This is a genomic window from Paraburkholderia sp. RL18-101-BIB-B (assembly GCF_046026985.1).
GTDB lineage: Bacteria > Pseudomonadota > Gammaproteobacteria > Burkholderiales > Burkholderiaceae > Paraburkholderia.
This window is the reverse complement of sequence record NZ_JARESV010000010.1, coordinates 144,233-166,014: the sequence shown is the minus strand read 5'-3', so window position 1 is coordinate 166,014 and position 21,782 is coordinate 144,233. Positions and strand designations below refer to the sequence as shown.

The window sequence follows — 21,782 nt, the reverse complement described above, 5'->3', positions numbered from 1 at the left end:
CCCACTCCATGCTGCGCGTTCTCCTCGTAACCGACACCGATAAGCCCATCGGCGACCTTCGCGACGCCCTTGCCCGCCTCGGCTACGAGATGCTGGCAGGCACCGCCACGCCGCAAGCGCTACATCGCGTGGTGCAGTGCGAGCGGCCGGATGTCATCATCATCGATACGGAATCGCCGTCGCGCGATACGCTCGAACAACTCGCCGTGATGAACGCCACCGCGCCGCGTCCGGTGCTGATGTTCAGCCACGACGCCAACCAGCAGTTGATTCGCGACGCCGTCGGCGCGGGCGTCACGGCCTATCTCGTCGAAGGTCTCGCGACCGAGCGCCTCGCGCCGATCCTCGAAGTCGCGCTGGCGCGTTTCGCGCAGGAATCGCAGTTGCGCGAACGTCTCGCGCAAGTCGAGAACGAACTCGCCGAGCGCAAGCTGATCGATCGCGCCAAGCGCATCCTGATGGATCAGCAGAAAATCACCGAACACGCCGCCTACGCCAACCTGCGCAAACGCGCGATGAACCAGGGCGTCAAACTCGCCGAGGTCGCGCGCGCCATCATCGCGGCGGCTGACTCGCTCAAATGAAGCGCCGTCCATGAACTCTCCTACTTCACTCGCCAGAACGTCCACATCGGGGCAACTCGAGAAGACCCATTTGCGGCTCGGCTTCGTGGCGCTTTCGGACGCCGCACCGCTCGTCGCCGCCAAGCTGCTCGAATTCGGCCATGCGCACGGCCTGACGCTGGAGCTGTCGCGTCAGCCGTCATGGGCCGCCGTGCGCGACAAACTGCTGTCGGGCGATCTGGATGCGGCCCACGCGCTCTACGGACTCGTCTACGGCGTGCAACTGGGCCTGGGCGGACCGCAAACGGATATGGCCGTGCTGATGGTGCTCAACCGCAATGGCCAGGCCATCACGCTGTCGAACCGGCTCGCCGATGCGTTCGCCGAACACGGCACGCTGCCCAAGGCACTGGCGACGCTCGGCCGCAAGCCGGTCTTCGCGCAAACCTTCCCGACCGGCACGCATGCGATGTGGCTGTACTACTGGCTCGCGTCGCAAGGCGTGGATCCGCTGCGCGAGATCGAAAGCGTGGCGATTCCCCCGCCGCAAATGGTCGCGGCGCTCGCCGAAGACAAACTCGACGGCCTGTGTGTCGGCGAGCCCTGGAACGCGCAGGCGGAAGCGCAAGGTGTCGGCAGAACGATCGCTTATACGAGCGACGTGTGGCCGGATCATCCCGACAAAGTGCTGGCGTGCCGGCGCGATTTTGTCAGCGCGAATCCGAATGCAGCACGCGCACTCGTGCAGACCATGCTCGAAGCGTGCCGCTGGCTCGACGGCGCGGGACATCGCGAGGAAATCGCGCATTGGCTTGCGCGGCCCGAGTATGTCGGCATCGATGAAACATTGATCGCCGCGCGCCTAGGCGACGAAATTGCCGCTTCCGCACCTGGCGGTCTGCGCATGCGCTTCTTCGACAACGGCGCGGTCAATTATCCGCAAGCGTTTGAAGGCGCGTGGTTTCTCACGCAGTTCGAACGCTGGGGCATGATCGACGCGCGCGCGGATTACGCGGACATTGCCGCGCGGATCAACCAGACGCAGTTGTATCGCGAGGCGGCCACCGCAGTGAACGTGGCGGTGCCGGAAGAAGGCGCTTCAACGGTATTGATCGACGGCGAAACGTGGAGCGACAGCACGTCACCCACCGCTTACGCACAGCGCTTTCCGATCCGCCGCTGAGTTGCTGAGTTGCTCGCCAACGTCACACCGCTTTCAACGGCGGAAACAACACGCTGACGACCAACCCGCCACCTTGCGCGTCGGTGAGCGCGACCTGCGCGCCGTGCACGCGTGCGATCTCCCGCACGATCGATAAACCCAGGCCACTACCCTCGACCGCCTGCGTCGCTTCGCTGCGATAGAAACGTTCGAACACCGCGTCGCGTTCGCCGGCAGCAATGCCCGGCCCGTTGTCGATCACCTGCAGCAACGCTTGTTCTCCTTCGCGCGCAACGCGCACGGTAATCACCGCGCCATCGTCGGAATAACGGATGGCGTTGTCGATCAGATTGCCGACCAGTTCCGCAAGCAGATCGATCTGGCCCATGACATCGACACGCACGTCCTGTTCGAAACCGAGATCGATGCCGCGCGAGCGCGCCACCGGCGACCAGTCGAGCGTGACGCTGCGCGCCACCTTATGCAGCGGCACCGACGCATGCTTGACCGTGTAGCCGCTGTCCGCGTCGAGCCGCGAGAGCGACAGCAACTGCTGCACGATGCGCACCGCCTGCTGCACGGCGCGATTCAGCCGCCGCAAATGCACCCCTTGCCGGCGATTGCCCCCCGCACCTTCCTCCACGACGTCGATATCGCGCAACGCCAGTTCGGACTCCGCCTGAATCACCGCAAGCGGCGTTTTCAACTGATGCGCGGCGTCGTTGAAAAACCGCCGGCGCGACGACTGCATCAACTGCGTGCGGCCGATGTACTGATTGATCGAATCGACCAGCGGCGCCACTTCGCTCGGCAGACCGACGGTGTCGAGCGGCGTCGGATCGTCCTCGGCGCGCGCGGCCACTTTCGCCGACAGGCGGTTCAACGGCCGCAAGCCGCGCGCCACGCCCAACCAGACGATGCCGAGCGCGAGCACCACCAACAACCCTTCCTGTTGCAGCGACCCGGTCAGAATCTCGCGTGCCAACGCTTGACGCTGCTCGATCGTTTCGCCGACTCTCACCAGTACCACGCGCGTCTGCGCGCTCGGCACGTCGTGCACGGGCAGCCTGAGCATGGCGATGCGCAGCGGACGGCCGCGAAACACGTCGTTGTAGAACCGCACGCTGTAGGGCTCGCCCGGCACTTTTCCGGGGTCCGGCAAGTCGGGATAGCCCGTCACCACGCGGCCACCTTCCTCGCGAATCTGATAGTAGATGTTGCCGCCGCCGTTCGATTCGAACATCTCCAGCGCGAGGTACGGCAGATCGACTTCGATCTCGCCGTCGCGCAAACGGATGCCGTCGCGGATCGAGCGCAGTGAAAATTCGAGCGCTCGGTCGAAGGCCGCGTGCGCCGCGTTCATCGCGCGCTGATAAGTGAGCCATGCGTCCAGGGCGAGCAGCAGAAGCAGCGGCAGCAACAACCACAGCGCGATCCGTACGCGCAGATTCGGCCGCGTCATGCGCTTTTTGCTTCCAGCAGATAGCCGAGCCCGCGCAGCGTCACGATGCCCACCGAACTGTGTTCGAGTTTCTTGCGCAAGCGGTGCACATAGATTTCGATGGCGTCCGCGTTCACCGATTCGTCGAGCCCGAAGATCTTCTCCGACAACGTGTCCTTGTTGATCGCGCGGCCGTTGCGCAGGATCAGCACTTCGAGCACCGAACGCTCGCGCGGCGTCAGTGCGAGCGCTTCGCCGTCGAGCGTGAAGCCGCGATCCACGCTGTCGTAAAGCAGCGTGCCGCATTGCGCATGCAACGGCTCCTGCCCATGACTGCGGCGCAAGAGCGCACGCGCGCGCGCTTCAAGTTCGGTGAGCGCGAATGGCTTGGCGAGGTAGTCGTCGGCGCCGAGATCGAGACCGCGCACGCGCTCTTCCACCGAACCGTGCGCGGTCAGCATCAGCACCGGCACTGCATTGCGGCGCGCCCGCAAACGGCGCAGCACTTCGAGGCCGCCGAGCTTCGGCAAGCCGATATCGAGAATCACCAGTGCGTAGTCCTGGGTGCGCAAAACGTGGTCGGCGGACTCGCCGTCATGCATGCAGTCGACGGTGAGTTTCGCGCTGGTCAGCGCGTCGGTCAGCGAGCGGGAAAGGATCGGATTGTCTTCGACGAGGAGCACACGCATAGAACGGAATCCCAGGGAAATCCATGAGGTGAATTCGACCATTGTGACGCATTTCCTTCGAAAACTGAAAGCGTTCAGAAAGCCCCAGTCTCTTACCATTCGCCTACACAAAACCAACACGAAGTTTTCTGGAGGAAGACGTGCAAAACGCTTTGAAGGTTCTCGCAGCCGCTCTCGCATTCGCCGCACATTCAGCGTGGGCGGCCATTCCAGCCGGTTATCCGAGTGATTACCAAGCCACGGTCGACGGTGCAAAAAAGGAAGGCAAGCTGATCGTCTACTCGGTCACGGACACCGCACTCGTGCGCCCGCTCATCAAGGATTTTGAAAGCCTTTACGGCGTCAAGGTCGAGTACAACGACATGAACAGCACCGAGCTGTACAACCGCTACATCAGCGAAAACGCGGCCAGCAGCACCAGTGCCGACGTGCTGTGGAGCTCGGCCATGGACCTGCAGGTCAAGCTCGTCAACGACGGCCTGATGGCCACTTACGAATCGCCCGAAGCGAAGCAGTTGCCGCAATGGGCGCAGTACCAGAAGCAGGCCTACGGCACCACCTACGAGCCGCTCGCGATCGTCTACAACAAACGCCTCGTGCCGGCCGGCGACGTGCCGCAAACGCGAGCCGATCTGATCAAATTGCTGCAAACCAAGCCCGATCAGTTCAAAGGCCGGGTCACCACTTACGACATCGAAAAGTCCGGCGTCGGTTTCAACTACCTGACCCAGGACGCACGCGTCAACCCGCAGGTCACGTGGGATCTGGTCAAGGCCATGGGCGCCACCGGCCCCAAGCTGCAATCGAGCACGGGCGCGATGATGGAGCGTATTTCTTCCGGTGAGAACCTGATCGGCTACAACATTCTCGGCTCGTACGCGCTGACCAAGGCGAAGAAAGATCCGTCGATCGGTTATGTCTATCCGAAGGACTACACGCTGGTCGTCAGCCGCCTCGTGACGATTTCGAAGAAAGCGCAAAGCCCGAACGCCGCGAAGCTGTGGGTGGACTATCTGCTCTCGCAACGCGGTCAGACGCTGCTGGCTAATCAGGCGAGCCTGTTCTCGATTCGCGCCGACGTGGAAGGCGAAACGTCGATGGCCGGCCTCACGAAGCAACTCGGTGATTCCCTCAAACCGATCCCGATCGGTGCGGGACTGCTGGTCTATCTCGACCAGTCGAAGCGCCTCGAATTCCTCAAGCAATGGCAACAGTCGATCAAGCGCTAGCCATGCGCGTTTGATACGCAAGCGGCCGCACTGCGACGCGGCCGCCGGCCCTTCCTTCCATACCTGTCGATATGCGGCCTGCGTGCCGCAGGGGGACCCTCATGCTTTCCACTAGCGCAACCGGACGCCGCGCCGCGCCGCCGCACGCGGCAGACGGCGGCTCCATCGGCGCGCTGCCGCACGGCGGACTGCAACCGTTCATGGGGCTGCTGCGCTGGCTCGTCGTCGCGGTGCTGACCGTGGCCGTGGCGCTGCCGCTCGGCTTCATCCTGTTGCAGAGCGTGCTCAACGCGCCGTTCTTCGACGCGAAACGCACGCTCGGCCTCGCTGGCTTCGAATTCATTTTCAGCGACCCGGACTTCTGGTCCGCGCTGAAAAACTCTTTTGTCATCGCGGCCGGGATGCTGTTCATCTCGATTCCGCTCGGCGGCATTCTCGCGTTCCTGATGGTGCGCACCGACCTGCCGGGCCGCCGCTGGCTCGAGCCGCTGCTGCTCACGCCCGTGTTCGTCTCGCCGATGGTGCTCGCCTTCGGCTATGTGGTCGCGGCCGGCCCGGTCGGCTTTTACTCGGTGTGGTGGATGGAGTTGTTCGGCACCGCCGAAGCACCGTGGACCGTTTACTCGGTGTTCGCCATCACGGTGATCGTCGGCCTCACGCATGTGCCGCACGTGTATCTGTATTCGTCGGCGGCGTTGCGCAATCTCGGCTCGGACGTCGAGGAAGCCGCGCGTGTCGCCGGCGCGCGGCCGTTTCGCGTCGCGCTCGACGTCAGCCTGCCGATGACATTGCCCGCGCTGCTGTTCGCCGGCGTGCTGGTGTTCTTTCTCGGCTTCGAAGTATTCGGCCTACCGCTCGTGCTCGGCGATCCTGAAGGGCACCTCGTGCTGGCCACGTATCTCTACAAGCTCACCAACAAGCTGGGCGTGCCCTCGTATCACCTGATGGCCGCGGTCGCGATGTGCATCGTCGCGATCACGTTCCCGCTCGTGCTGCTGCAACGCCGGCTGCTGAAGAGCGCGAACCGTTTCGTCACGGTCAAGGGCAAGGCGGGACGTCAAACCGTGCTGCCTCTCGGCGCGTGGCGCTGGGTCGCGCTGGCGATCGTGGCGCTGTGGCTGCTGCTGACGGTGTTCGTGCCGCTCTCCGGCATCACGCTGCGTGCGTTCGTTACGCACTGGGGACATGGCGTGCATCTCGCGGATACGCTCACGCTCGCCAACTTCACCGAACTGTTCGAGCAGGACAACCTGGTGCGCGCGATTCTCAACACGCTCGGCATCGGCGTGTTCGGCGGAGCGCTGGCGGTGGGCTTCTATTCGCTGGTGGCGTTCGCCGGCCACCGCCGCAACGACTGGGCCACGCGCCTGCTCGATTACCTCGTGCTGCTGCCGCGCGCGGTGCCGGGCCTGCTCGCCGGTCTCGCGTTCCTGTGGGTGTTCCTGTTCGTGCCCGGCCTCAAGGAACTGAAGAACTCCATGTCAAGCATCTGGATCGCGTACACCGTTGTGTGGCTCGCCTACGGCATGCGTCTGATTCAGAGCGCGCTGCTGCAAGTCGGCCCTGAGCTCGAAGAAGCAGGACGCAGCGTCGGCGCAACGCGCGCACGCGTCAGCCTCGATGTGACGCTGCCACTCGTGCGCTTCGGCCTGCTCGCTGCGTGGCTGCTGATTTTCATGATCTTCGAGCGCGAGTATTCGACCGCCGTCTATCTGCTCTCGCCCGGCACGGAAGTGATCGGCGCGCTGCTCGTCTCGCTATGGGCCACCGGGTCGGTCGATCAGGTCGCCGCGCTTTCTGTCATCAACATCGCGATGGTCGGCGCCGGACTCGGCGTCGCGCTGCGCTTCGGAGTGAAATTGCATGGATAAGCTCTCGGTCGACAACCTCTTTCTCAGCTATGGCGACAACCCGATTCTCAAAGGTGTGTCGTTCGAACTGAATCCCGGCGAAGTGGTCTGCCTGCTGGGCGCGTCGGGCAGCGGCAAGACCACGCTGCTGCGCGCGGTGGCCGGTCTCGAACAGCCGTCGTCGGGCCGCATCGAACTGGACGGCAAGGCGTTTTTCGACGGCGCGGCGCATGTCGATCTGCCGGTCGAGCAGCGCTCGCTCGGGCTCGTGTTCCAGTCGTATGCGCTGTGGCCGCATCGCACAGTGGCCGAGAACGTCGGGTATGGATTGAAACTGCGGCGCGTCACCGCTACCGAGCAGAAAAAACGCGTGCAGGCCGCGCTCGACCAGCTTGGCCTTGGCCACCTTGCCGCGCGTTATCCGTATCAGCTTTCCGGCGGCCAGCAACAACGCGTGGCGATTGCGCGGGCGCTCGTCTACAACCCGCCGGTGATTCTGCTCGACGAACCGCTCTCCAATCTCGACGCCAAGCTGCGCGAAGAAGCGCGCGCCTGGCTGCGCGAGCTGATCGTGTCATTGGGCCTCTCGGCGTTGTGCGTGACGCACGACCAGACCGAGGCGATGGCGATGTCCGACCGCATCCTCTTGCTGCGCAACGGACGCATCGAACAGGAAGGCACGCCGGCCGAACTGTACGGCGCGCCCCGCTCGCTCTATACGGCCGAATTCATGGGCAGCAACAACCGCATCGAGGCGCGCGTGACCGCGGTCGACGGCGAACGCGTGACGCTTGCCGGCGACGGCTGGCAACTGCAGGCGCAAGCACGCGAAGCGCTCACGGCCGGTCAACACGCGCAAGCCGTGATCCGCCTCGAGCGCGTGCAGGTCGCCGACGGTCCCGGCACCAACCGGCTCGAAGCCGAGCTCGTCACGTCGATGTATCTCGGCGACCGCTGGGAATACCTGTTCCATTGCGGCGACCTGCGGCTGCGCGCCTTCGGGCACGTGCCGCGCGCGGCCGGCCGTCACTGGATCGAATTCCCCGCCAACGACTGCTGGGCGTTCGCTCAGGCGAGTTGAAAGCGGCACGCCACGAACCGAAGCAAAAAAAACCAACCACCGGAGACTATTGATGAAGTGGAGCATGAAGAAAGCGACTGTCGGCGTGACTTGCGCCGGGCTCGCCGGGTTTGCAGCGGGCACGCACGCGCAGTCGAGCGTGACCTTGTACGGCATCGTCGACGCGGGTGTCGAATACGTGAACCATGCAAGCAAGGACGGCGGCGCCACGCGCCTCGTCTCGGGCGGCAAGAACACGTCGCGCTGGGGTTTGCGCGGCGTCGAGGATCTCGGCGGCGGGCTGAAGGCGGTGTTCCAGCTGGAAAGCGGCATCAACATCGCCAACGGCCAGTTCGACGACGGCCCCGGCGCGATCTTCGACCGCCGCGCGACCATCGGCCTGAAAAACCGCTTCGGGCAAATCACGCTCGGCCGCAATTTCACGACCACCTACGATTACATGCTGCCGTTCGATCCGATGGGTTACGCGCCAAACTACTCGTGGGCGACGTCATCCACGGCGACGGGCGGCCGTAAAGACGGTCTGTTCTCGCGCTCGGCCAATGCGGTGCGTTACGACGGCACATTTTCCGGCTTCAAGTTCGGCGCGATGTATGGTTTCGGCAATGTGCCGGGCAGCATGAAGTCGAGCTCGAAGTACGACTTCGGTCTCGGCTACGAGAGCGGTCCATTCGCGGCGGTCGCGACCTTCGACCGGCAGAACGGCACGAACGACAGCGTCACGCCCGCCGATACGACCAACTACATTCAGGGCATTCACGCGGGCTTGAGCTATGACTTCGGCGCCGTGAAGGCGATGGCGGGCTACCGGAACTACCGGCGCACGTTCCACACCAGCGCGCCTACGCTGCGCAGCGACATGTACTGGATCGGCGGTCAATACGAAGTGACGCCGTTCATCTCGCTGTTCGCCGCGCTCTACCATCAGGACATCAAGGACGCGAGCGATGCCGATCCGACGCTGTTCTCGCTGCGCGCGCAGTACGCGCTGTCGAAACGCACGGTGCTGTATATGGCGGGAGGTTATGCGATGGCCAAGCACGGCAATGCAGTGAGTCTGTCGCGCGATTTGATTGGCGCGGCGGATACGCAAGCGGGTGTCACGGCGGGTATCCAGCATCGCTTTTGAAGTTTTTCGCTCGCCGAGTCGCACGGCGACGAAGTGGGCACGCTTGATGAATTTTGCCACCTGTAAAGCAGATTTTTCTCGGATCAAATGGAGGTAATGTGAAACCACAACTGATCCACCCACCGCGCCCACCGTGAACATGAGTCCACACGCAAGCGTGTGGACAGATACCAAAACCACGTGAGCAAGGTTAAAGAATGTCTTACGTAGCAAATATGGCTGAAGCCAATTCTCTTAAAGGACAACTTGTCGGCAACGGACAATGCGTGACGTTCGTCCATGCTGTTGTTTCCATTCCACCTTCCTCGTCGTGGCACCAGGGAGAAAAAGTAAGAACCGCGAATCTGATCAGACCAGGATCGGTTGTCGCAACATTCGACCCTAACGGCAGGTACGGAAACCACATTGACGGACGCAGCCATGCAGCCATTTATCTTGGCCGCAACGCCGCCGGTATTCAGGTTCTGGATCAGTGGAACGGACATGCGGTGCAGCCCGTCCACGAACGAACAATCCGCTTCAGAAACGGACACGGAGTGAAAGCCAACGACGGAGATCAATTCTATGTGGTCGAGTGAAAGCCTTTGTGTGGTGTTCTGGGCGGTAGCAAGCGGCGCCGCGGTGGCAGCACCGGTTGCTTGTCCGGCCAATGTGCTCGATTCCGGAGTCCGGCATGTCTTGAACAACGCGGCTTTGTACGATGGGCCGCCGGACCAGATGGTGAGCCTTGCACCCGTACCCGCTGGTCCTGTAGATCACTGGGATACCGATAAGATTGACCCCTATCTCGTCTGCAAATACAAGGGCACAGCCAGGACTGTTACGCTTCACGCGAAGAACGTGAGTATGTGTTCAGCAGGCATGAAGCCATTCAGGGCACATTGCAAGTAACAGACGGATGCCACCTTACGAGCTTGGGACAGCTTCCGAACTCGCAACAGCCAAAACAGCGCGATCCGGCCGACGAGGCAACACTCAATCGTGAGCACGATCGCGTTGTGGAACACGCTGTACATGAACGCGGTGCCGACCCGAATATCACATCACGCTCAACGGACCCAACCTCACGACGAAGATCGCGCCCGATCTTTAGCGTCGGCGAATTGCGTCAGTCAAGCTTTAAAAAACACGCGGCGCGTGGACCGCTGAATCGCCCTCGCGCCGCGTGTTTCGTGCGTTGCCAAACACTTCAGCCGCGCAACGTCACGCGGTGAAGTGTTGCCGCTCAGAAATTGAAGTTATCGATATTGCTCGAATCAAACGTGGTCGGCGGTCCAAGAATGATTTCGCCTTGCGGCCCGATGGTGCGTTTGCCGAGCTTGCCGGCGTCGAACGACTCGCCTTCCTTACCGCTGATTGTACCCGACGACAGCGCCGCCGCGGCATATGCGGCCAGGTAGCCGAGTTGACCCGGATCCCACAACTGGAACGCCTTCACAGTGCCGTTCTTCACGAACGCGCGCATCTGATTCGGTGTGCCCAGACCAGTCACCGCCACCTTGCCCTTGCTCGACGAGGTCGAGATATAGCGCGCGGCGGCGGCAATGCCGACCGTGGTCGGCGCGACGATCGCCTTCAGGTTCGGATACGCCTGCAACAAGCCCTGCGTTTCGACGAACGACTTCTGATCGTCATCGTTACCGTAGGCGATTTTCACGAGCTTGATCTTCGCATACTCCGGCTTCTTCAACTCCTCCTGCATCCACTTGATCCACGTGTTCTGATTGGTCGCGTTAGGCGTGGCCGACAGCACCGCGAACTCGCCCTCGCCGCCCATCAGTTTGGACACCAGTTGAATCTGGCCGCGGCCGATGCCTTCCGCGTTCGCCTGGTTGACGAACAGTTGCCGGCCTTCGGGCGCCGTGTCCGAGTCGAAGGTCACGACCTTGATGCCTTGCGACATCGCCTTCTTCAGATACGGCACCACCGCATTGGCGTCGTTGGCGGCAATCACGATCGCGTCCTGGCGCTGTGTGATCAGCGTATTGATGTACTGCACTTGCGACGACGCACCCGCGTCCGACGGACCCACCGCTTTGCCCACGCCGCCGAATTCCTTGATCGCGGCCATGCCGCCGTCGTCGGCGATCACTTCGTAGGGGTTGTTGATCTGCTTCGGCAAGAATGCGATTTTCAGGCCGCTTTTCAGGCCCGCGGCGGACGCGGCGCAACTGATCGCGATCAACGCGACGCACAGCGCCGCGGTGCCGGTGTGACGTAGAGGTTTGAACATAGAGTGTCTCCTGCCTTGTTGTTGGACGTGGTGTTGTCCGGGTTATCGGTTGTTGGACTTTCTCTTCGTAGACGCAGGCCTTGCTAAAAACGTTAGATGGAAGAAGCGGACTTCGCGATGAAACGCCGGTCGCGCGCCGCGCGCCAGCGGGCAACCAGATTCGGTATCAGCACCGACGCCAGCAGCAGCACGCCGGTAACGATGGTGAGCGTTTCGCTGGACACGTCGTCGAGCGTCAGCGCGTTTTTCAGCACGCCGATGATCAGCAGCGACAGCAGCACGCCGATCATCGACCCGCGTCCGCCGAAAATACTCACGCCGCCGAACAGCACCGCCGCGATCACCGACAACTCGAAACCTTCGCCATTGTCGCCGCGCGCGCTGGTAAAGCGCAGCGTATAGACGATGCCCGCCAGCGCGCTCATGGCACCGGACAGCACGAACAGACGCAAGCGGATCTTCGCCACTTCGATGCCGGAGAACGCCGCGGCGGTCGGATTCGCGCCGATCGCGTAGAGACTGCGGCCGAACGCCGTGGACTGCAGCAGCACGGTGAAGACGATCGCGCCGACGATCACGATGACAAACGGCAACGGTATGAAACTCCCGCCCAGCGTGTCCATGCCGAACGCCGTATAAGCGGGCGGGAAATCCGCCACCGCCTGGTCGCCGAGCAACACATAGGCAAGGCCGCGAAACAGCGCCAGCGTGCCGATCGTGACCGCGAGCGAAGGCAGATTGAGTTTGACGATCACGAGGCCGTTCAGTAACCCGGCCAACGCGCCGGCGGCCAGCACCAGCACGATCACGAGCGGCATCGGCAAGCCCATGTGCCACAGCACGCCCATCAACGCGCTGGATGCGCCGAGCACCGACGCCACCGACAGATCGATTTCGGCGGCGACGATGATGAGCGTCATCGGCAGCGCCATCAAAGCGATCTCGGTCAGATCGGCTAGCACGTTGCTCAGATTCGCGCCGGTCAGAAACACCGGCGACAGCAAGCGTCCGAGCGCGAGCGAAAGAATCAGCACGATTACCAGCAGCACTTCCCATTGCAGCGGCGTTTCGCGTTTGCGCGTGAGCAGCGCGGAATCGGGTTTAGCCATGATCGCGTTTCCTCATCATGCGTTTGGCGACGGAGCGGGCCAGCAAGGTATCGACGGTGATCGCGGCGACGATCAATGCGCCTTCAATGGCCTGCTCCCAGAACGGCGACACGTGCAGCACCACCAGCGCGATGCTGATCACGCCGAGCACGAGCGCGCCGAGCGTCGCGCCGAGAATCGTGCCGACGCCGCCCGTGATCGCGACGCTGCCCACCACCGCGGCGGCCACCACCTGCAATTCGATGCCCTTCGCGGTGCTCGCATCCACAGTGCCGAAGCGCGCCAGCCACAATGCGCCCGCAAAACCGGCAATCGCGCCGGACAGCAGGAAACCCGCCATCACGCGACGTTCGACATTCACGCCGGCCAGACGCGCCGCCTCCGGATTCGAGCCGATCGCGTAGTGTTCGCGGCCGCCGCGAAACTGCTTCAGATAGATGGCAAGACCAATCAGCACGACGATCGCGATCAGTGCGAGTGTCGGGATGCCGAGGAACGTGCCGGTGGCAAGACGCGAAAACGCATCGGGCAAGCTGGTGGCGTTGATCTGTCCGCCGTGCACCCACGCGTAGTCCGCACCGCGAAAAATGTACAGCGTGGACAGCGTCGCGACGAGCGACGGCACGCGCCCTACCGCGACCAGCAGCGCGTTGATGGTGCCCGCCACGAGACCGATGGCAAGCCCCGCTCCCAACGCGACGATCACCGGCATATGCGGAAACGCGACATACAGACTGCCGACCGCATACGCGCTGACGCCGACCGTCGATCCGACCGAGAGATCGATATGCCGCATCAGGATCACCACGGTCATGCCGGCTGTCAGTAAGCTGATAATCGACACATTCAGCAGCACGTCACGCAGATTCTGCAGATTCAGAAACTGAGGCTTCGCGAGCCCGGTGCCCACGATCAACAGAACCAGCACGACGAAGAGCGTCGTCTCGCGGCTCTTCGCGATGCTCGCGGCGAAACCGCCCGGCGAACTGGCCGCGCGCTTCGGGACCGGTGCCTGCACCGGTGCGGGATGAGTGGAAGAATGGCGCATCATGCGGCGTGTCCCAGCGGTGAAATCGGTTGGCCGGGTTGGCCAAGTGCCGCGCCCATGATGCGTTCCTCGTCGGCATCGGCACGCGCTATATCTGCGCTGATACGCCCCTCGTGCATCACCAGCACGCGGTCGGCCATGCCGAGGACTTCCGGCAATTCGCTCGAGATCATCAGCACCGCCATGCCGTCGCGCACCAGTTCGGCGAGCGCGCTATACACCTCGGCCTTCGCGCCGACGTCGATGCCGCGCGTGGGTTCGTCGATGATCAGCACTTTCGGCCCGGTGGCCAGCCATTTGCCGAGCACGACCTTCTGCTGATTGCCACCCGACAACGTGCCGACCGGCGCGTTGGGATCGCCTGCCTTCAGGCGCAGGCGCGTGCCCCATTGACTAGCGAGTTGCGTCTCGCTGCGCGTGGAGATGAGGCCGTGTTTGACGAGACGCCCGAGCACCGTCATCGATGCATTGCGCGCGATGCTCAATTCCAGGGCGAGTCCTTGCTGGCGGCGATCCTCCGGCACGAGTGCGAGTCCAGCGCGCACTGCGGCCGCAGGGCGTCCAGCGGTGAGACGCTCGCCGGCAATCCAGATTTCGCCCGAGTCGAGCGGATCAATGCCGAAGATCGCCCGCGCGACTTCGCTGCGCCCCGCGCCGACCAGTCCGGCGAGCGCGACGATCTCGCCCGCGCGCACGTCGAAGGAGATGTCCTTGAACACGCCGATGCGCGTGAGGCCACGCACCGACAGGCGCACTTCGCCGGGCGGCCGCTCGGCCTTCGGATAGAAGGTTTCCAGATCGCGCCCGACCATTTTGGCGACGATCGACTCGGTGTTGAGATCGGCGGTCAAACCGTCGAAGACTTTCGCGCCATCGCGCATGATCGTGACGCGTTGTGTCAGCGCGAATACTTCGTCGAGCCGGTGCGTGATGAACAGAATCGCCACGTCACGCTCGCGCAGCTTGCGCACGATGGCAAAGAGCCGCTCCACTTCGGGCAGCGACAACGCCGCGGTCGGTTCGTCCATGATCAGCACGTTGGCGTTCAGCGACAACGCCTTGGCAATTTCGATCACCTGCTGATCGGCAATCGACAAACCACGCACCAGTTGATCGGCGCGCAGATCCACACCGAGCGACGCCAGCAAGCCGTCCACCTCGCGGCGCATCGCGTCGTACTGAATCCGGCCGATGCGGTCGACCGGTTGCCGTCCCATGAAGATGTTCTCCGCGATCGACAGATCGAAGAACAGCGTCGGTTCCTGATAGATGACCGCGAGCCCGGCGTCGCGCGCCTCGGCGGGTGTCGCGAAGCGGCGCGCCGCGCCGTCCACCAACAACTCGCCGGTGTCCGGCTGATGCACGCCCGCGAGAATCTTCACGACCGTGGATTTGCCTGCGCCGTTTTCGCCGAGCAAGGCATGCACTTCGCCCGGCCAGAGCGCGAGGTCGCCGTCGGAGAGCGCGCGAACCCGCCCGAAAGATTTACTCGCATGCCGCAATTCGAGCCTCGGCACAGCGGATGTGGGTTGCTGCACTACGTGTCTCCTTCTTTTTCGTGTTCCAGGCAACGTCTTTCAGATGCGGTAGCAACGTTCCGCGTTACGGCAAAACAGCGCTTCTTTTTCGACGACGCTCGCGCCCTCCACAATCGACGCATACGCATGCCACAAATCCGCGTAAGAGCCGAACAGCCGGTCGACCGGAAAGTTCGAGGCGAACATCGCCCGCTCGACGCCGAATGTATCTATCGTTTCGAGTACGTAAGGCCGCAGGCTTTCAACAGTCCACTTATGATCGAACATCGCGAGTCCGCTGATCTTCACGGCGACATTGCGGCAACCCGCGAGCAAGCGCATGCCGTCGCGCCATGCGCGATAACCGGCCACGCTGCTGCGGTCGACGAACATGCCCGCGTGGTTGATCACGAACTGCGTGTCGCCATGCGCGCGCGCCAACGCCGCCGCCTCTTCCATCTGTGACGGATACAGTTGCAGATCGAACGACATGTCGTAACGGCGCAGCAACGCAAAGTGCTCGCGCCATTGCGGCTCGCGCATGAAATGACGGCCGACGTAATCGAACAGCTTGTTCTCGTGCACGTTCAGAATCTGCCGGATGCCACGCGTGTTGGCGAACGATGCATGCGCTTCGAGCACGGCCGGCGCATTCGGCGCGGACAGATCCACCGCGGCGACGATCGCGTTCGGCATGCCGCGCGATTCCTTGCGATCCGCAATGGACTGCAGCCAGCGCGTTTCTTCGACTGGATCGGCGGGATCGTGATTCGCTTCGACGTGCACGAGTTTCAGCACGTCGATATCGCCCGCTTCGCCCAACAGATCGTCGAGCAGGTAGTCGTGCTTCAGATCGCGCGCGTCGCCCACGAACGACACGCCCGGGTTTTCCAGCCACGGATAGCGATGCGTTTTCAGATCCCACAAATGGATATGCGAATCGACCACCTGCATGCGACATCCTCCGTCCGGTAAAGTCGTTTCGAGGTTTGAGATCCTGCCGGATCAGTTCAGCTTAGCGAATTCAAATGAAAGACCGGTTCGAGCGGCTGCTGCACGGGCGTGTGATCCGGGGCCGTCTGCATGATGTCGGCCATGTAATCCCACCATTTGCGCATCACCTCGAGTTGCGGCAGTTCGTCCATGGTGTGGTGGCTGTTTCGCGTCAGCACGGCGAAAAGATGATCCGAGCCCGGATCGAAGAAAATCCGATAGTCGCGCACACCGGCGTTGTGCAATGCATCAACCAGCTCGGGCCAGATTTGCGCATGACGTCGTTCGTATTCCTCGCGCATGCCGGGGTTGAGCACCATCCGGAAAGCGATTGTCTCCATTGCGGCCTGTCTCCCGTCGTATCCGGGCGCTTTTCCAGCGAAGCGTGGAAGCGTCTGATACGACTATAATTCCTGCGTCGATAGCATCTCAATCCGAAGTTGGGATTGGGCGATCCACAAACCGAATCGCATCCGCCCCATGAGCCAACCCTCAGCAACTGTCGCACTCGTCAATCGGCTCAAGTTCAAGCACCTCGCGCTGCTCGTCGCGCTCGACGACGCGCGCAATCTCCATCAGGCCGCCGAGGCCGTCAACGTGGCCCAGCCGAGCGCGAGCCGCATGCTCGGCGATATCGAAGAAGCGTTCGGCTTTCTGCTGTTCGAGCGCAACGCGCGCGGCATGACGCCCACGCCGCTCGGCGTCGTCACGCTGGCTTACGCGCGGCGCGCGCTGGCCGAACTGACCCGTTTCGCCGAAGACCTCGACGTGAAACGCCGCGGCGGTCATGGCCAACTGACGGTCGGCGCGATCATGGGCGCCGCGCCCGATCTGCTCGCCATGGCGGTCGCCGCGCTGAAAACCGAGAGCCCGCTGCTGAACGTGCGCATTCTCGGCGAAACCAGCGACCAGGTCGTGCAATTGCTGCATCGCCGCGAAGTCGACTTGGCGCTTGGGCGCCTGACCAGTCCGCTGCAACACAACGATTTCAGTTTCGAGCCGCTCGCGCGCGAGACGTTGTTGCTGGTGGTGCGTTCGGTGCATCCGCTCGCGCAGCGCGCGCGCCTCACGCTGCGTGAACTGATCGACTGGCCGTGGGTGGCGCAACCTGTCACCAGTCCGGCGCGTGTACTGTTCGAAGAGGAACTCGCGCGCGCGGGACTGGCCACGCCGGTGAACCTGACCGAATGCGCGTCGATTTTTGCCACGCTGCAATTGCTCGAAAATTACGATGCGGTGGCGATGCTGCCGGAGTCGGTGGTGCGGGATCATTTGCGCGGCAAACTGCTGATCGCGCTGCCGCTCGAAATCGGCAAGAGCCTCGCCGGCTTTGGCATTCTCACGCGCAAGGAAGAACCGCTCGCCGAACCGGCGTTGCGCTTCATCGACCTGTTGCGCGGTTTCTCGCGCAAGCTCAAGCGCGATGACACCGCCGCGGCCGCTCCCGACTCGGTGATCGCGTCTTCGGCTCCCGTGAACTGAAATCGGCATCGGCGCGTTACTGCAGGTTGACGAAGAGACCGCCGTCCACCAGCAACGCCGCGCCGGTCACATAGCGCGCGCGGTCGGAAGCGAGGAACGTCACGCAATCGGCGACATCTTCCGGGCGGCCCAGTCTGCCGAGCGGAATGCGCTTTTCGAAGTAGGCTTTTTTGGCTTCGTCGGCGAGGTCTTCCGCATTCAGGTCGGTTGCGATGGTGCCCGGCATCACCGAGTTGCAGCGAATGCCGTACGGTCCCAATGCGACTGCGCAGGATTGCATCAGCGAATGCACGCCAGCCTTGGTCGGCGTGTAATGCGTTTGCATGCCGCCGCCCACTAGCGCGCTGATCGAACTCGTCGCCACGATCGCGCCGCCCGTGCCTTGCAGCTTCATCTGTTGCGCGGCGGCTTGCGTGACATAGAAGGCGCCGTTCAGATTGACCGCCACCGTCGATTCCAATACTTCCGGCGGCATGTCGAGAAACGCGTGGAACGGACAGATGCCCGCGTTGCTGGCTAGCACGTCGACTTTGCCGAAAGCTTCGACCGTATGGCGCACCAGTTGCTGACCGGTTTCGCGTGCGGCGACGTTGCCCTCGATCGCAATCACGCGCCGCCCCAGCGCCTCGATTTCGGCGACCACTTCCGCGACCGCTGAGCGGCGTCCATACGATGCATCGTTATCGCCCCAGTAGTTGATCGCCACGTCCGCGCCTTCGGTTGCGCACGCAACCGCGATCGCACGGCCGATGCCGCGCGAGCCGCCGGTGACGATCACGACCTTGTCCTTGAGCAGCACGTCATTCTCCTTTTATGTTTCTACGTTGCGGCAGATTTCGCGCAGCGAACGCCGCAACTCAACTAACGCAATCAACGCGCGCAATCAACGCGGGTAAGGCCGCACCAATGCACATTCCGGATTCAGCCTCACACCGAATCCCGGCGTGTCCGGCACCTTCATGCGTCCGTTCACCGGCACCGGCTCGTCGAGCAGCAGCGGCGTGAACATCGGCACGACCTCGTCGGCCTTGGGCGCCATCATCAGAAACTCGGCGAACGGCGAGTTGTGCCGCGTGACCACGAAGTGATAGCTATACACCGATGAACCGTGCGGCACGACCATCACATTATGGGCATCCGCTAACGCGGAGATCTTGATCAATTCGGTAATGCCGCCGCACCAGCCGACATCCGGTTGAATCAGATCGCAACATTGCATCTCGAGCAGCATGCGAAAGCCCCAGCGCGTCGCTTCGTGTTCGCCGGTCGACACCATCATGCCGCGCGGCACGTTGCGGCGCAGTTCGGCGTAACCCCAGTAGTCGTCGGGCGGCAGGCATTCTTCAATCCACTTGAGGCCGTATTCGTGCGCCGCTTGCGCGACCCGCGTCGCATACGGCACGTCGAGGCTCATCCAGCAGTCGTACATCAGCCAGAAGTCGTCGCCGACGCGGCTGCGCATGTCCGCGAGCTTTTCCAGATTCTGCTTGAGGCCCGCTTCGCCTTCAGCCGGACCGTGCTGCAACGGCAGCTTGCCGCCGATAAAACCCATCTCCTTCGCGAGATCGGGCCGCGCGCCGGTTGCGTAGAACACGAGTTCGTCGCGCACCGGACCGCCCAATAGCTGGTACACCGGCTCCTTGCGCACTTTCGCGAGCAGATCCCACAACGCGAGATCGACGCCCGAGATCGTATTCAGCACCACGCCTTTGCGGCCGTAGTACAACGTGGAGAAGTACATCTGATCCCACATCTTCTCGATGTCGGTAACGAGTTGGCCTTCGAGAAAACGCGCGAGATGTTTCTCGACGATGAATGCGCCGATCTCGCCGCCCGTCGTCACCGCGAAACCGACGGTGCCGTCGCTCGCTTCGATCTCCACCACCAGCGTGCCGAGCACGTTGATACCGAACGACTGGCGGCTCTGCCGATACTCCGGATAACGCGCCATCGGCGTGGAAATGTGATCGTCGATCCAGTGTCCGCCGGGTTGGTCGTGATAATCCGCACCGCCGCCGCGGACGATGAAGGCACGCACGTGCCGGATGGTAGGCATGGCCATGAATGGGGCTCCGTTATGAGTGCGTCGAGCGAGCGCCTAGCGGGCGCGATGCAGTAAGGTTTCGAAAGTGGTGTGCGGCTGCGCGGGATCGCGGCGCAAGAGCGTGCCGATCAGCAGCGCGGCGAGCAGACTCGACACGCCCAGCACGACCAGTCCCGCCGACGTCGACGAAAACGCGTGTTCCGCCGCGGTGCGCAAGCTCGGTGCGATGAAGCCGCCGAGTCCGCCGAGCGAATTAATCAAGGCGATGCCGCCCGCCGCGGCAGCGCCCGTGAGGTAACGCGTGGGGAAGGTCCAGAAGAGCGGCTGCGCCGCGATAAAACCGCTCGCCGCACAACAAAGGGCGAGCAAGCCGAGCAGCGGGCTATGCACGAGTCCCGACACGCCGATGCCGAGCCCGGCGACGACATACCAGGTCACGGCCAGCGCGCACAGCCACGGCAACGCGGCGACGAGTCCCACGCGCAAACCGACCGTCGTGCCAAGGAATGCCGCCACCTGTTGCGGCAAATAAAAGATCACGCCGTACACGCTCATCTGGATCAGCAGATAGATCGCCGACAGCAGCAACACACGGCGGTCCACCAGCGCCGCGAGAATGCGATGCGGGCCGTGCGCGGACGCAAGCAGTGCGTCGTCGTCGAGAGCCGCGCGCAAGCTGGCGCGCTCTTGCGGTTCGAGCCAACGCGCATCTTCGGGACGATTGTCGAGATACCAGAAGGCCCACACGCCGACCACTGACGCCAGCGCGCCTTCCACCAGAAAGAGCCATTGCCAGCCGGTAAGTCCAAGTGCACCGTGCAATTCGAGCAGCGAGCCCGACAAGGGGCTACCGAAAATAAACGCCAGCGGCGCGCCGAAATAGAAGACGCCCACCGCGCGCGCCCGGGACGACTGCGGAAACCAGTGCGTCAGATAATAGATCACGCCGGGAAAGAAACCCGCCTCGGCGACGCCGAGCAGAAACCGCAGCGTGTAGAACGCGGTTGGCGTATGAGCAAGGCACATGGCCGCCGATACGAGCCCCCACGTCACCATGATCCGGCACATCCAGGCACGCGCGCCGACCCGATGCAACAGAAGATTGCTCGGCACCTCGAACAACGCATAGCCGACGAAAAACACCCCCGCACCGAACGCAAACGCCGCATTCGACAGACCGGTATCGTGCTGCAAGGCCTTCTGCGCGAAACCGATATTGGCGCGATCGAGAAATGCCAGCACGTACATCAGCAGCAGAAACGGCAGCAGCCGGCGCATAACCTTGCTGTTGATCGCCTCGAGTGAAACGGGCGCAGGCGCTTCCATGTCGTCTCCTTCGCAGAGCGCGCGGGCGGCGGCTCTGCGTTTTCTTGTCTTGTGTACCGCTACTGAGATCAGGCTCGCGTGATGCCGCGTCGCCTCAGTACGTTGCGCGACCGCCGGACAGGTCGAACACCGATCCGGTGCTGAACGCGCAGTCCTCGGACGAGAGCCACAGAATCAGCGACGCCGCTTCTTCCGGCAACAGGAAACGGTTCATCGGAATCTTCGAGAGCATGTAGTCGATGTGCTGCTGCGACATCGAATCGAAGATCTCGGTTTTGGCCGCGGCCGGTGTGACGGCATTGACGAGAATGTTCTTCGTCGCGAGTTCCTTGCCGAGCGATTTGGTCAGGCCGATGAGACCTGCCTTGGAGGCGCTGTAGTGCGAGGCGTTCGGGTTGCCCTCCTTGCCGGCCACCGAGGCGATATTGACGATCCGGCCATAGCCCTGCTTGAGCATTTGCGGCACGACCGCGCGACAGGTGAGATACGGGCCGATCAGGTTCACGTCGATCACGCGGCGCCAGACGTCGGGCTCCAGTTCCCACGTGGCGCCGTTGCCGCCGGTAATGCCGGCGCAATTGATCAGCACGTCGATCGCGCCATGATCGGCGACGGTTTGCGCCACCGCCTGCGCGACGGCGGCTTCCTGCGTGAGTTCGACGGTGACCGCGGTGACTTTGCCCAGTTCGCTAAGCTCACGCTGGCTGCGCGCGAGGCGGTCCGCGTCCACGTCCCATAGCGCGATCGAGGCGCCCGAGTTCAGCGCCCGTTGCGCCACCGCGTAGCCAATGCCACGCGCGCCGCCGGTAATGGCGACTACGCGCCCCTCCAGATCGATTCGGTTCATCGCTGTGCTCCTTGGCAGGCCTATGCGGCGTGCCTTTGT

21 protein-coding genes are annotated in these 21,782 nt (G+C 63.0%); 9 read left to right on the top strand and 12 right to left on the bottom strand.

Annotated elements, in window-relative coordinates; all coding sequences use genetic code 11:
* Positions 1-8: 8 nt before the first annotated feature.
* Together P0D73_RS17495 and P0D73_RS17490 are read left to right on the top strand one after the other, a co-directional pair.
* On the top strand, positions 9-584 hold the full coding sequence (locus P0D73_RS17495) for an ANTAR domain-containing response regulator (protein WP_132377466.1): 576 nt from the start codon (positions 9-11) through the stop codon (positions 582-584).
* Positions 585-594: 10 nt separating this feature from the next.
* Entirely contained in the window at positions 595-1,746 is a 1,152-nt protein-coding gene (locus tag P0D73_RS17490; RefSeq protein ID WP_408432273.1) for a CmpA/NrtA family ABC transporter substrate-binding protein, read from the top strand.
* Positions 1,747-1,768: 22 nt separating this feature from the next.
* Here the strand turns inward: P0D73_RS17490 and P0D73_RS17485 are convergent, their stop codons facing one another.
* Both P0D73_RS17485 and P0D73_RS17480 read right to left on the bottom strand, forming a co-directional pair.
* Entirely contained in the window at positions 1,769-3,187 is a 1,419-nt protein-coding gene (locus tag P0D73_RS17485) for a sensor histidine kinase (protein WP_408432271.1), read from the bottom strand.
* Complete coding sequence (locus P0D73_RS17480) at positions 3,184-3,855, bottom strand: response regulator (protein WP_132377469.1); 672 nt, start codon at positions 3,853-3,855, stop codon at positions 3,184-3,186. Before P0D73_RS17480 ends, P0D73_RS17485 begins: the two co-directional genes overlap by 4 nt.
* Positions 3,856-3,995: 140 nt before the next feature.
* On the opposite strand from P0D73_RS17480, the gene P0D73_RS17475 reads away from it, so the two are divergent.
* From P0D73_RS17475 to P0D73_RS17450, 6 genes are all read left to right on the top strand, one after another.
* A complete protein-coding gene (locus P0D73_RS17475) occupies positions 3,996-5,084 on the top strand; it encodes an ABC transporter substrate-binding protein (RefSeq protein ID WP_408432269.1) in 1,089 nt (362 codons plus the stop codon).
* Between the two features lie 101 nt (positions 5,085-5,185).
* A complete protein-coding gene (locus tag P0D73_RS17470; RefSeq protein WP_408432267.1) occupies positions 5,186-6,955 on the top strand; it encodes an ABC transporter permease in 1,770 nt (589 codons plus the stop codon).
* Positions 6,948-8,015: an ABC transporter ATP-binding protein gene (locus tag P0D73_RS17465; RefSeq protein ID WP_408178122.1), complete on the top strand. Its 1,068-nt coding sequence runs from the start codon at positions 6,948-6,950 to the stop codon at positions 8,013-8,015. The genes P0D73_RS17470 and P0D73_RS17465 overlap by 8 nt, the downstream gene beginning before the upstream one ends.
* Positions 8,016-8,067: 52 nt before the next feature.
* The gene (locus tag P0D73_RS17460) at positions 8,068-9,144 is read left to right on the top strand and encodes a porin (RefSeq protein ID WP_408432265.1); all 1,077 of its coding nucleotides are present in this window, start codon (positions 8,068-8,070) and stop codon (positions 9,142-9,144) included.
* A 197-nt stretch (positions 9,145-9,341) separates the two neighbouring features.
* The gene (locus P0D73_RS17455; RefSeq protein ID WP_408178123.1) at positions 9,342-9,722 is read left to right on the top strand and encodes a BPSL0067 family protein; all 381 of its coding nucleotides are present in this window, start codon (positions 9,342-9,344) and stop codon (positions 9,720-9,722) included.
* Entirely contained in the window at positions 9,709-10,035 is a 327-nt protein-coding gene (locus tag P0D73_RS17450; protein ID WP_408178124.1) for an STY0301 family protein, read from the top strand. Before P0D73_RS17455 ends, P0D73_RS17450 begins: the two co-directional genes overlap by 14 nt.
* A 334-nt stretch (positions 10,036-10,369) precedes the next feature.
* Here P0D73_RS17450 and rhaS read toward each other — a convergent pair whose 3' ends face one another.
* The 6 genes from rhaS to rhaM all read right to left on the bottom strand — a co-directional run bounded on the left by rhaS (position 10,370) and on the right by rhaM (position 16,385).
* On the bottom strand, positions 10,370-11,377 hold the full coding sequence (gene rhaS / locus P0D73_RS17445; protein ID WP_132377476.1) for a rhamnose ABC transporter substrate-binding protein: 1,008 nt from the start codon (positions 11,375-11,377) through the stop codon (positions 10,370-10,372).
* A 92-nt stretch (positions 11,378-11,469) separates the two neighbouring features.
* Positions 11,470-12,486 carry an ABC transporter permease gene (locus P0D73_RS17440; protein ID WP_132377477.1) on the bottom strand — a complete coding sequence of 339 codons (1,017 nt, stop codon included), beginning with the start codon at positions 12,484-12,486 and terminating at the stop codon, positions 11,470-11,472.
* Entirely contained in the window at positions 12,479-13,537 is a 1,059-nt protein-coding gene (locus P0D73_RS17435) for an ABC transporter permease (RefSeq protein WP_408314872.1), read from the bottom strand. The genes P0D73_RS17440 and P0D73_RS17435 overlap by 8 nt, the downstream gene beginning before the upstream one ends.
* A complete protein-coding gene (locus P0D73_RS17430; protein WP_408432263.1) occupies positions 13,534-15,072 on the bottom strand; it encodes a sugar ABC transporter ATP-binding protein in 1,539 nt (512 codons plus the stop codon). The genes P0D73_RS17435 and P0D73_RS17430 overlap by 4 nt, the downstream gene beginning before the upstream one ends.
* A 39-nt stretch (positions 15,073-15,111) precedes the next feature.
* On the bottom strand, positions 15,112-16,005 hold the full coding sequence (locus P0D73_RS17425) for an amidohydrolase family protein (RefSeq protein WP_408314875.1): 894 nt from the start codon (positions 16,003-16,005) through the stop codon (positions 15,112-15,114).
* A 56-nt stretch (positions 16,006-16,061) separates the two neighbouring features.
* On the bottom strand, positions 16,062-16,385 hold the full coding sequence (gene rhaM, locus P0D73_RS17420) for an L-rhamnose mutarotase (protein WP_132377481.1): 324 nt from the start codon (positions 16,383-16,385) through the stop codon (positions 16,062-16,064).
* A 139-nt stretch (positions 16,386-16,524) separates the two neighbouring features.
* On the opposite strand from rhaM, the gene P0D73_RS17415 reads away from it, so the two are divergent.
* A complete protein-coding gene (locus tag P0D73_RS17415; protein ID WP_408314877.1) occupies positions 16,525-17,526 on the top strand; it encodes a LysR family transcriptional regulator in 1,002 nt (333 codons plus the stop codon).
* Positions 17,527-17,542: 16 nt separating this feature from the next.
* Here P0D73_RS17415 and lra1 read toward each other — a convergent pair whose 3' ends face one another.
* The 4 genes from lra1 to P0D73_RS17395 all read right to left on the bottom strand — a co-directional run bounded on the left by lra1 (position 17,543) and on the right by P0D73_RS17395 (position 21,743).
* Positions 17,543-18,325 carry an L-rhamnose 1-dehydrogenase Lra1 gene (lra1, locus tag P0D73_RS17410; protein WP_132377483.1) on the bottom strand — a complete coding sequence of 261 codons (783 nt, stop codon included), beginning with the start codon at positions 18,323-18,325 and terminating at the stop codon, positions 17,543-17,545.
* Between the two features lie 84 nt (positions 18,326-18,409).
* Positions 18,410-19,588, bottom strand: a complete 1,179-nt coding sequence (gene rhmD, locus P0D73_RS17405) for an L-rhamnonate dehydratase (protein ID WP_408432261.1) — start codon at positions 19,586-19,588, stop codon at positions 18,410-18,412.
* Positions 19,589-19,624: 36 nt separating this feature from the next.
* Complete coding sequence (locus P0D73_RS17400; protein WP_408432259.1) at positions 19,625-20,896, bottom strand: MFS transporter; 1,272 nt, start codon at positions 20,894-20,896, stop codon at positions 19,625-19,627.
* 94 nt (positions 20,897-20,990) lie between these two features.
* Positions 20,991-21,743, bottom strand: a complete 753-nt coding sequence (locus P0D73_RS17395) for an SDR family NAD(P)-dependent oxidoreductase (RefSeq protein ID WP_408432257.1) — start codon at positions 21,741-21,743, stop codon at positions 20,991-20,993.
* Positions 21,744-21,782: the final 39 nt, after the last annotated feature.

Excerpts from the sequence above, each read along its gene's own strand:
- P0D73_RS17495 (WP_132377466.1), top strand. The coding sequence starts at position 9 with ATGCTGCGCGTTCTCCTCGTAACCGACACCGATAAGCCCATCGGCGAC.
- P0D73_RS17490 (WP_408432273.1), top strand. The coding sequence starts at position 595 with ATGAACTCTCCTACTTCACTCGCCAGAACGTCCACATCGGGGCAACTC.
- P0D73_RS17485 (WP_408432271.1), bottom strand. The coding sequence starts at position 3,187 with ATGACGCGGCCGAATCTGCGCGTACGGATCGCGCTGTGGTTGTTGCTG.
- P0D73_RS17480 (WP_132377469.1), bottom strand. The coding sequence starts at position 3,855 with ATGCGTGTGCTCCTCGTCGAAGACAATCCGATCCTTTCCCGCTCGCTG.
- P0D73_RS17470 (WP_408432267.1), top strand. The coding sequence starts at position 5,186 with ATGCTTTCCACTAGCGCAACCGGACGCCGCGCCGCGCCGCCGCACGCG.
- P0D73_RS17465 (WP_408178122.1), top strand. The coding sequence starts at position 6,948 with ATGGATAAGCTCTCGGTCGACAACCTCTTTCTCAGCTATGGCGACAAC.
- P0D73_RS17460 (WP_408432265.1), top strand. The coding sequence starts at position 8,068 with ATGAAGTGGAGCATGAAGAAAGCGACTGTCGGCGTGACTTGCGCCGGG.
- P0D73_RS17455 (WP_408178123.1), top strand. The coding sequence starts at position 9,342 with ATGTCTTACGTAGCAAATATGGCTGAAGCCAATTCTCTTAAAGGACAA.
- P0D73_RS17450 (WP_408178124.1), top strand. The coding sequence starts at position 9,709 with ATGTGGTCGAGTGAAAGCCTTTGTGTGGTGTTCTGGGCGGTAGCAAGC.
- rhaS (WP_132377476.1), bottom strand. The coding sequence starts at position 11,377 with ATGTTCAAACCTCTACGTCACACCGGCACCGCGGCGCTGTGCGTCGCG.
- P0D73_RS17440 (WP_132377477.1), bottom strand. The coding sequence starts at position 12,486 with ATGGCTAAACCCGATTCCGCGCTGCTCACGCGCAAACGCGAAACGCCG.
- P0D73_RS17435 (WP_408314872.1), bottom strand. The coding sequence starts at position 13,537 with ATGATGCGCCATTCTTCCACTCATCCCGCACCGGTGCAGGCACCGGTC.
- P0D73_RS17425 (WP_408314875.1), bottom strand. The coding sequence starts at position 16,005 with ATGCAGGTGGTCGATTCGCATATCCATTTGTGGGATCTGAAAACGCAT.
- rhaM (WP_132377481.1), bottom strand. The coding sequence starts at position 16,385 with ATGGAGACAATCGCTTTCCGGATGGTGCTCAACCCCGGCATGCGCGAG.
- P0D73_RS17415 (WP_408314877.1), top strand. The coding sequence starts at position 16,525 with ATGAGCCAACCCTCAGCAACTGTCGCACTCGTCAATCGGCTCAAGTTC.
- rhmD (WP_408432261.1), bottom strand. The coding sequence starts at position 19,588 with ATGGCCATGCCTACCATCCGGCACGTGCGTGCCTTCATCGTCCGCGGC.
- P0D73_RS17400 (WP_408432259.1), bottom strand. The coding sequence starts at position 20,896 with ATGGAAGCGCCTGCGCCCGTTTCACTCGAGGCGATCAACAGCAAGGTT.
- P0D73_RS17395 (WP_408432257.1), bottom strand. The coding sequence starts at position 21,743 with ATGAACCGAATCGATCTGGAGGGGCGCGTAGTCGCCATTACCGGCGGC.